The sequence below is a fragment of the Roseovarius litorisediminis genome, assembly GCF_900172295.1.
In the GTDB taxonomy this organism is placed as follows: Bacteria; Pseudomonadota; Alphaproteobacteria; order Rhodobacterales; family Rhodobacteraceae; genus Roseovarius; species Roseovarius litorisediminis.
In genome coordinates, this window is the sequence record NZ_FWFL01000022.1 from 1 (window position 1) to 7,003 (window position 7,003).

The following is a 7,003-nucleotide window of genomic DNA, read 5'->3' on the forward strand; positions in this document are numbered from 1 at the left end:
GATTACGCGGCCCATGCGGTGCAAATGACGAATTCCTCCTCGCCGCCACCGCCCAAAACCTCCGCAAACTGGCCAAGATCCTTCCTGCACCGCAGCAAACGCGCAAAGCCTGATAGAAAAGGCGCTCGCGCTCTGTTCAGAACCACACTTTCTGCAACAGCAACACGTTGTTTTTCCACAGAATCGGCGGGTTCCGGACATTCGCTGCGGGGGCGAAATCGAAATGTGCCATCCGAGTAAGCGGACATTCACTGTGGTCATGCTGACGATTGGCCTGAGTTGGTATTATAGCTATTGAGCAATAACCACTTTCTTCAACAGATCTTGCTCCCTACCGCATCCACGGCAACCGCCATACTCATGCGTCCCGACCTGCCTCACGCGGTATGAGCTTGGCAATTGTTGGGAGACCATTGGACACACAAACCCGATGACGGATCAGCGATATGCGCATATCACTTATTATCCGCTCCGTGAAGCTGCGAAAATTATGGCGGCAAAGTTAAAATAGGTCACGGACCTTGAGATCGTCAAGCACACCGTACGCTTCATCAATCAGGTTTGAGGAAAAAGCGGCGCGATTTGCCCGTGGCGCAATCGGCCGGAAATGACCCGAGAATGGTACAGTGTCATGTTGAACGCCGATGCGATTGCAAAGCTGATGCATCAACTTTTCACCGTCCCTGCCAAACGATTCAGAGGCGATAAAAAGAGCTCCATCCGCGCAGGTTTTGATATGGTGGTACGCGGCGATCCAATAAGCCAGCCAGTAATCTGCGTCTTGCGGCGACCGGCCACCCGGGGCGAACCCCGGAAACGCAAACGGGCGATGTAGTTCTCCGAACTCAAAATGCCCGATATCACACATATACCGTGCAACAAATGGATCTTCAGCTTGCTGTTGCAGGAAATTCAGGTGTTGCCGCAACAAAGATGCAGCATGTTCGACCGGATCGCGGAACGGGACAATGATTTGGCACCCTGGAAACATTAGCGGCAACAGATCAAGCCGTCCAATATTGCCATTGTTTTTGGAAATGTAGCGCCCCTGCCCATCAGTTCTGAGCGCCACGATCTTTCGGAAATGCTCTTTGAAAAACCGGGCCGCTTCGTTGTTCAGGTCATCCTCATGCCAAAGCTCAATTGTTTCGTCGGTATATTTCTGCGGCCAGAACATCCGCCAGAAGACTTCCTCGAAAGCCTCAGGGCTGTCAAACCCGACAGTCAGCCCATCTCCGTGCGCGCGCTCGCGTTCTTCAGTGTTTTTCTTGAACGACTTGCTCAGCTTCGACCAAAGCAGCGGCGCTGTGATAAATGGCATATCGCGATAAAGGTGGGTGGCCAACGACGGTACATCATTCATTGCATTCAGCAAAACGGTGGTCCCTGCACGAGGGAGAGAAGTGATGAAGATTGGCGGCTGGTCAGGAATCCCGTCGATACGTCGCCCCATGATACGTTGGTCGAAGTCAGCGGCTGTCAGTTGCAGATCGCGGCTGGAAAAAGCAATGCCATGCACCAAGCGATCTGCAAAGGAATAGCTTGAATTCCCTTGATTCGTCTTGCGCTTGCGCGAAAAATGAGTAGCCACCAAAACGCCGATTACGCTCGTGCCAAGGATAAATTCCCAGCTCAGCGAGAGATCGAGCATTGCCTTCGCCGTCGTTAGGCCAGTCTGGTCAAACAGCCACACAATAGGCGCCGCCGCAGCCACGCAGGTGCCGATGCGCCACAGAAATTGAAAGAGATTAAAAAGTAGCACGAGTCCGGATTTCCGGACCGCTGTTTCTTTTGCATTATCGCCCAACTGACCATCCAGAACAGTGGACATACCCCTTGCAGCTTCCTCTGCGCCGGCCTTCAGAAATCGTGCAACAGCAAGATATCTGAATACCACGATGAATACGGCCAGACATGCTGCAATGGCCACCAGCGCGAAAATGACCATCACTGCTTCTTGTCATCCTGGGTAGAGCGTTTTTTCAACAAGCGCTTCACGGGATACCAAACGAAACCTGCAACCAATAGTACTACGGCCGCCAACACTGCGATCACTGTCCCGATAGCACCCAATCCGGCACCGGGCCCGATGTAAGCATGGGCCGGTGTGGCCACGACAAAAAGGAGTAACCCTAGACGTTTCATTTTTCAGTCCTCTTTATTCTGCAGCGCAGGCCCTTGCCCGCTCTGTGAAAAAGTTTTTATCGTATTTATCCGGCAGCAACATACCCATCGTCACATGACCGTTCCATTCATCATCAACTCGGTTCTGAAAGCTCCATAGCAGCGACCCATCCGCTGCATATTCCATAACACGGCCTTCTGTAGTGGACGTGACCAGGATATTGCCGTTGGGCAGATTCTGATGCTCACCCATGATGCTGGTGAAAAACGTATGCTCCCCAGCTCCTGACAGCGCGACCGATGCGTTTTGCTTAGCTGCATCAATCACCACGATGCGGCTGGCTGGTTTCTCTGGCTTTCTCGATGGTCTGAGATTGCGATTGTCAAAGACCGAAATCAAATTCCCCCCAATAAAATCAGGGTCATGCTGACGCAGAAACGCGCCGGTTTCGCGATATTTGATCTTGTAGGTGTTTGGGTCAATTACCAAGATCGTATTGATATTCCGAAGCGAAAGCAAAAGGTCTCCAGGAGCAAAAATATCCGAACTGAATCGTGATGGATAAGTCTCAACCTCATTCAGATGCAAGGTATCACCCGATACCTCCGTTTTCCCATTTTCGATCGAGGAAAGATGCAACAACCCCTCCAGTCCGTTGCTCTTCAGAATTTCGATGACCGGGACCGTTTTTAGAATTTTTCCGTCAGGCGAAATTTTCTGAATGGTCCAGGATTGCAACGGGGCTGTATGATTCTGAAACCCGGTTGGGTTTTCTTCGATATAGTCCTCAGCAGACACCCATAGATTTCCGTCCTCGGCAACATGAACTGAATGATGCCCAAGGTTGGGCAGTTTCCAGACCAAGTTGCCGCACATATTGAGGCGCACAGTGCTGAGGTGCTCAAAGTTCAGAACTATATCACCAGACGGCAGCAATGCGATTCCGTGAACGATGGCTCCTGGTTGTGATTTGGGGCGCCGCTCCAAGGGGAACTGTGTGTCATCCTTCCAGATTTCGAACCAGTTAGGCATCCATTCATGAACAATCTGCCCTTCGCGGTTGATTATATGGACGAAATTGCGTCGGTTTGGGCCAATACCCATCACCAAAACCAGATTGTCAGTAATGCGCGTGGAATCTACAATTTCGATTGCCGATCCTTCTGCTGCGCTTAGAACATCATTACCAGACCAAGTCTCTATCAGCCCCTGAATCGTGCGCTTAGCTTCTCGCAGTTGTGAGGTCGGAAACCACGAATAACGATAGGAAAATGCGCCATACAAATAAGCTGCAGCCATAAGTGAACATACGAAAAGCAAGATGGGTAATCGCTGCAAAATTACACGCTCCCTAAAACATTGCCGAGTGAGAATGTATCAGCGAGCGAATGAAGTTTGGCTCTGACGTAAAGTTGCTCGAGATAACTGATCATTTCATTCACTAAATCGACGAGAATTAGATCAATAGCGTTAAGTCTAATTCCCAAAGCGGCAAATTTTCTACATCTTGCATCCCACTACCTGCATTAAAGAACCTTATCGGCCCACTATCGATCTGGCTTTGGATACTCATTTGAATCTCCTCAATAGCGCAATCTTCAAGGTAATGCGCACGAAAGGCCACCCTACCAAATTCGCCACAGGTATCAATTACCCCAATGCGGTGTAGGTTATTTTTCGCCCTCCAATATGTTCAATTCAAGGTATTTTACCCCTTCGTGTTCCAGCAAGAGAATAGTGAGCCTCCCATTTTTAGCGGGCGTGGTCGTGGAATCCACGCAGCCATTCTCAGTTTCATTGCAGGTGTGATCCCGCCAACGCCCATGTTGGGTCGATCATTGTTGAAAGTCCAGAGCCATTGTGTGGCATAATCTTGCGTCTCCGCTATAAGTCAACAATATTGGCCTCAACGCGGAAAATCACTAAATCCGACCTTCAATCAGCGTCGGAAAGGTCCGCAGACCGACGATCGAGCGACCAAAATGCTGCGCCACGCGCGAATGGCTGGTCTGAGAAAGCTACGCTGCAGTGACGGACTGACAAGTGAAAGTCCGGATTGGGCCGTGAGTGGTAATGGATTATTGGCACGGTAGCAGTGTTGCCACAGAGCAAAAAAGAGCAAGCCCGGGCCTGCATCCTACGCGGCATCCGCCTTGTTCCCTCTGCTGTCCGTGGCCCCAGTCTGGAACGCGCACCTCAAGTGAAGATGTCGAAAGACTGCCTGCTATTTGCTACCTGCGCCCATTTTGGCTGCGCCTTGGTCTGCTGTTTCGTCCTTAACTGGCGGACGAAATGGCGTGGAGTAAAATATTCCGGTATCATCCCATATGAAAGCCTGTCACCTGCGGGAAGGGTTGGATTTCCCACCTTTAGGAGTTTTTCGCGATGGTAAACCCGCTCCGGCTTACATTTGCCTTTGCATTTGTCTCAGGCGTCGCGGCTGCTGAGCCGTTACCCGTACTGAATCTCGAACCCGAAGCGACAACCGTGTCCGGACTGTCCAGCGGGGCATTCATGGCGGTGCAACTGCAAGTCGCCTTCTCGGGTGCCATCTCGGGCGCGGGCATTGTCGCAGGTGGGCCATATGATTGCGCGGATCATTCTGTGTGGCGCGCGCTCTATGTGTGCATGGACCCGTTTTTTGTCGACGCCGATCCGGACAGTTCCCTCGAATCGATGAAAGCCTTGGCGGCAGAGAACCGCATAGACCCGCTCCAGGATATCTCGGCCGACAGGCTCTATCTTTTTCATGGCCAGGCTGATGACACTGTGGCGCGATCGACAATGGACGCATTACGTAAAACATATGTTTTGCTGGGCGTGACTGCAGGAAACTTTACCTACGTGACAGAGGTCGATGCGGGACACGGGTTTGTCACTAAGCAGGGGTCGGTAACCTGCGATGCGACCCGTCCCGATTTCCTCATTGATTGTGATTTTGATCAGGCCGGTGACATTCTGAACCAGCTGTACGAAGACTTGTCGCCTCCGGTTGAGCCAAGAGAACAAGGGTTCGTGACCTTTGATCAGGCTCAATATACCAACGGTGCCGCGGGTATGGACGATATTGCTTTCGTCTATGTTCCGGCTGACTGCGCGGCGGGCGAAACCTGCCGTCTGCACATCGCATTGCATGGTTGCAAGCAAGGTCGACAGGTCATCGGTGAGAACTATGCACGGCTGACGGGCTACAACAGATGGGCAGAGGCAAACAGGATCGTCGTACTCTATCCACAGGCCATCAGGATACCTTCGCCTTGGTACAACTGGTTTGCTGGAAACCCGAATGGATGCTGGGATTGGTGGGGCTATTCAGGGCCGGACTATTTGAGTCGAACGGCCCCACAATTGTCCGCCGTGGCACGGATGGCAGCCGCAATTGGCGCGCCACTAAAGCAATGAAGTATTTTTCCTTTTGGCCGACCTTGCTGACCGCAAAACGAAATGTCACTTTGTCTGCAGCCCGAGTTCTTGCATCTTAAAATGCTGCGCTAAGCACGAATGGCCGCAATGGCAGGCCGCCCCGCAGCATTGAGAGGTCTTCGCGAAGGTCAGCAATGGGCCGAGTGCGTAGGTGCTCTACTGAACAGAAACGGGCCGCAGCATGTCGTCCGTGTTGAGCTTCATCGCGCTCCGCCAGAGCGGTGTCTTGAACACGTGATGGACGTGCTTGCCCTCGCGCTCCTCGCGGGTCTCGACAAGCAGTCCTGCCCATTCAAGTGGGCGCAGGACGCAGGACGAGAACGCCGCCATTTCGCGCCATCCAGAGTTGTCCCAGTCGTGTTCCTCGCCGTACAAAGCCGCGTACAGCGCCCGCTCGGTGGTGCCATGGTCAGCCTCGACGTTGATGACGTTCATCCACACATCCCATTTGCCGAAGGGCCGTTCCTCGAAACGCGCGTAGGAGGAGTGGTCGATCCTTAGAACGAAGAAAGGGATGAGTTCGGCAAACAGCCGCGCTGGCGCGTCTGCCAGTTCTGCCCCACGCCTGGTCAGCCGGAATTCCCCTTTCAAGTGCCGACCCAAGCGCATGCTGATCAGAAGATAGTGCAGCACCTCGAGCGGCGGGAATTCATATTCATTGATGACCTTGTTGTAGCGGAACATTTCCTCGGCGCTTTTGCCGGGCCACTCAAAATGCTCGACGGCCCAATGCACAAAGACGCGCTTGAAGGCCATGGTTTTGGTCAGACCGATGGCCCCGTGCTCCTGTGCGTACTGGAGCGTCAGCAGTGCCGCGCGCAACAGCGGCGAACATGCTAGGTCAGGATGGTCATCGGGAAGGGAGCGGAACTCGATCATGGCGCGATGCTGCCACAAGGATTTCGGCCGGGCCAGACTCAAATGGTCGATGACCGCAAAATTAGGATTTATGGTAGGCGATTGATTTCCCGACACTTTTTCAACGCGACTCGGCAAACGTTGACGTGGCGTTGACATGGAATGCGGACAAGCAAAAAGCCCCGCGTTATGCGAGGCCTAAGGCTTTGGTATTGTTTGGTGTTTTTGGTTGCGGGAGTAGGATTTGAACCTACGACCTTCAGGTTATGAGCCGAAACCCCAGCGATTTCAATAACTTAGTAAAACCAATTACTTACGCAATAAGCCTTTGATTTCACGTATTTTCCGTTCCGACACCGTCCGTCATTGACAGGCTTCAAACGTCCCAAACCGTGCCAAACAGGCACATGCGGGTTGACGTGGCGTTGACATGAATTGCGCGATCATTAATCGCGCCGCGGGTCAGGGCGTATTTTGTTGAAAAACTCTTCCTTGATCGAGGCGTGCATCACTGATTCAATTCCCATCTTGATCGGGGGATTTTGCGATGTTGGGACCGAGGCAGGAAGCACAGGCGGCGCTGTTTTATGAGTTCTC

At 52.5% G+C, this 7,003-nt stretch carries 5 protein-coding genes and 1 pseudogene; 1 reads left to right on the top strand and 5 read right to left on the bottom strand.

From position 1 onward, the window contains the following. Window positions 1-502: 502 nt before the first annotated feature. The 4 genes and pseudogenes from PEL8287_RS19460 to PEL8287_RS19885 all read right to left on the bottom strand — a co-directional run. Window positions 503-1,807, bottom strand: coding sequence for a sulfotransferase (locus PEL8287_RS19460; RefSeq protein ID WP_176228710.1), 1,305 nt, complete (start codon window positions 1,805-1,807; stop codon window positions 503-505). Window positions 1,808-1,947: 140 nt separating this feature from the next. Further along, the gene (locus tag PEL8287_RS19465; protein WP_085894114.1) at window positions 1,948-2,145 is read right to left on the bottom strand and encodes a hypothetical protein; all 198 of its coding nucleotides are present in this window, start codon (window positions 2,143-2,145) and stop codon (window positions 1,948-1,950) included. Window positions 2,146-2,158: 13 nt separating this feature from the next. Continuing rightward, the gene (locus tag PEL8287_RS19470) at window positions 2,159-3,424 is read right to left on the bottom strand and encodes an arylsulfotransferase family protein (protein WP_085894115.1); all 1,266 of its coding nucleotides are present in this window, start codon (window positions 3,422-3,424) and stop codon (window positions 2,159-2,161) included. Window positions 3,425-3,902: 478 nt separating this feature from the next. Continuing rightward, a pseudogene (locus PEL8287_RS19885) lies at window positions 3,903-4,013 on the bottom strand (IS3 family transposase); the annotation flags it as partial. Between the two features lie 497 nt (window positions 4,014-4,510). Between PEL8287_RS19885 and PEL8287_RS19475 the strand changes: the two are divergent. Continuing rightward, window positions 4,511-5,527: an extracellular catalytic domain type 2 short-chain-length polyhydroxyalkanoate depolymerase gene (locus tag PEL8287_RS19475; protein WP_085894116.1), complete on the top strand. Its 1,017-nt coding sequence runs from the start codon at window positions 4,511-4,513 to the stop codon at window positions 5,525-5,527. Between the two features lie 177 nt (window positions 5,528-5,704). Here PEL8287_RS19475 and PEL8287_RS19480 read toward each other — a convergent pair whose 3' ends face one another. Beyond that, on the bottom strand, window positions 5,705-6,427 hold the full coding sequence (locus PEL8287_RS19480) for a hypothetical protein (protein ID WP_085894117.1): 723 nt from the start codon (window positions 6,425-6,427) through the stop codon (window positions 5,705-5,707). Window positions 6,428-7,003 lie beyond the last annotated feature (576 nt).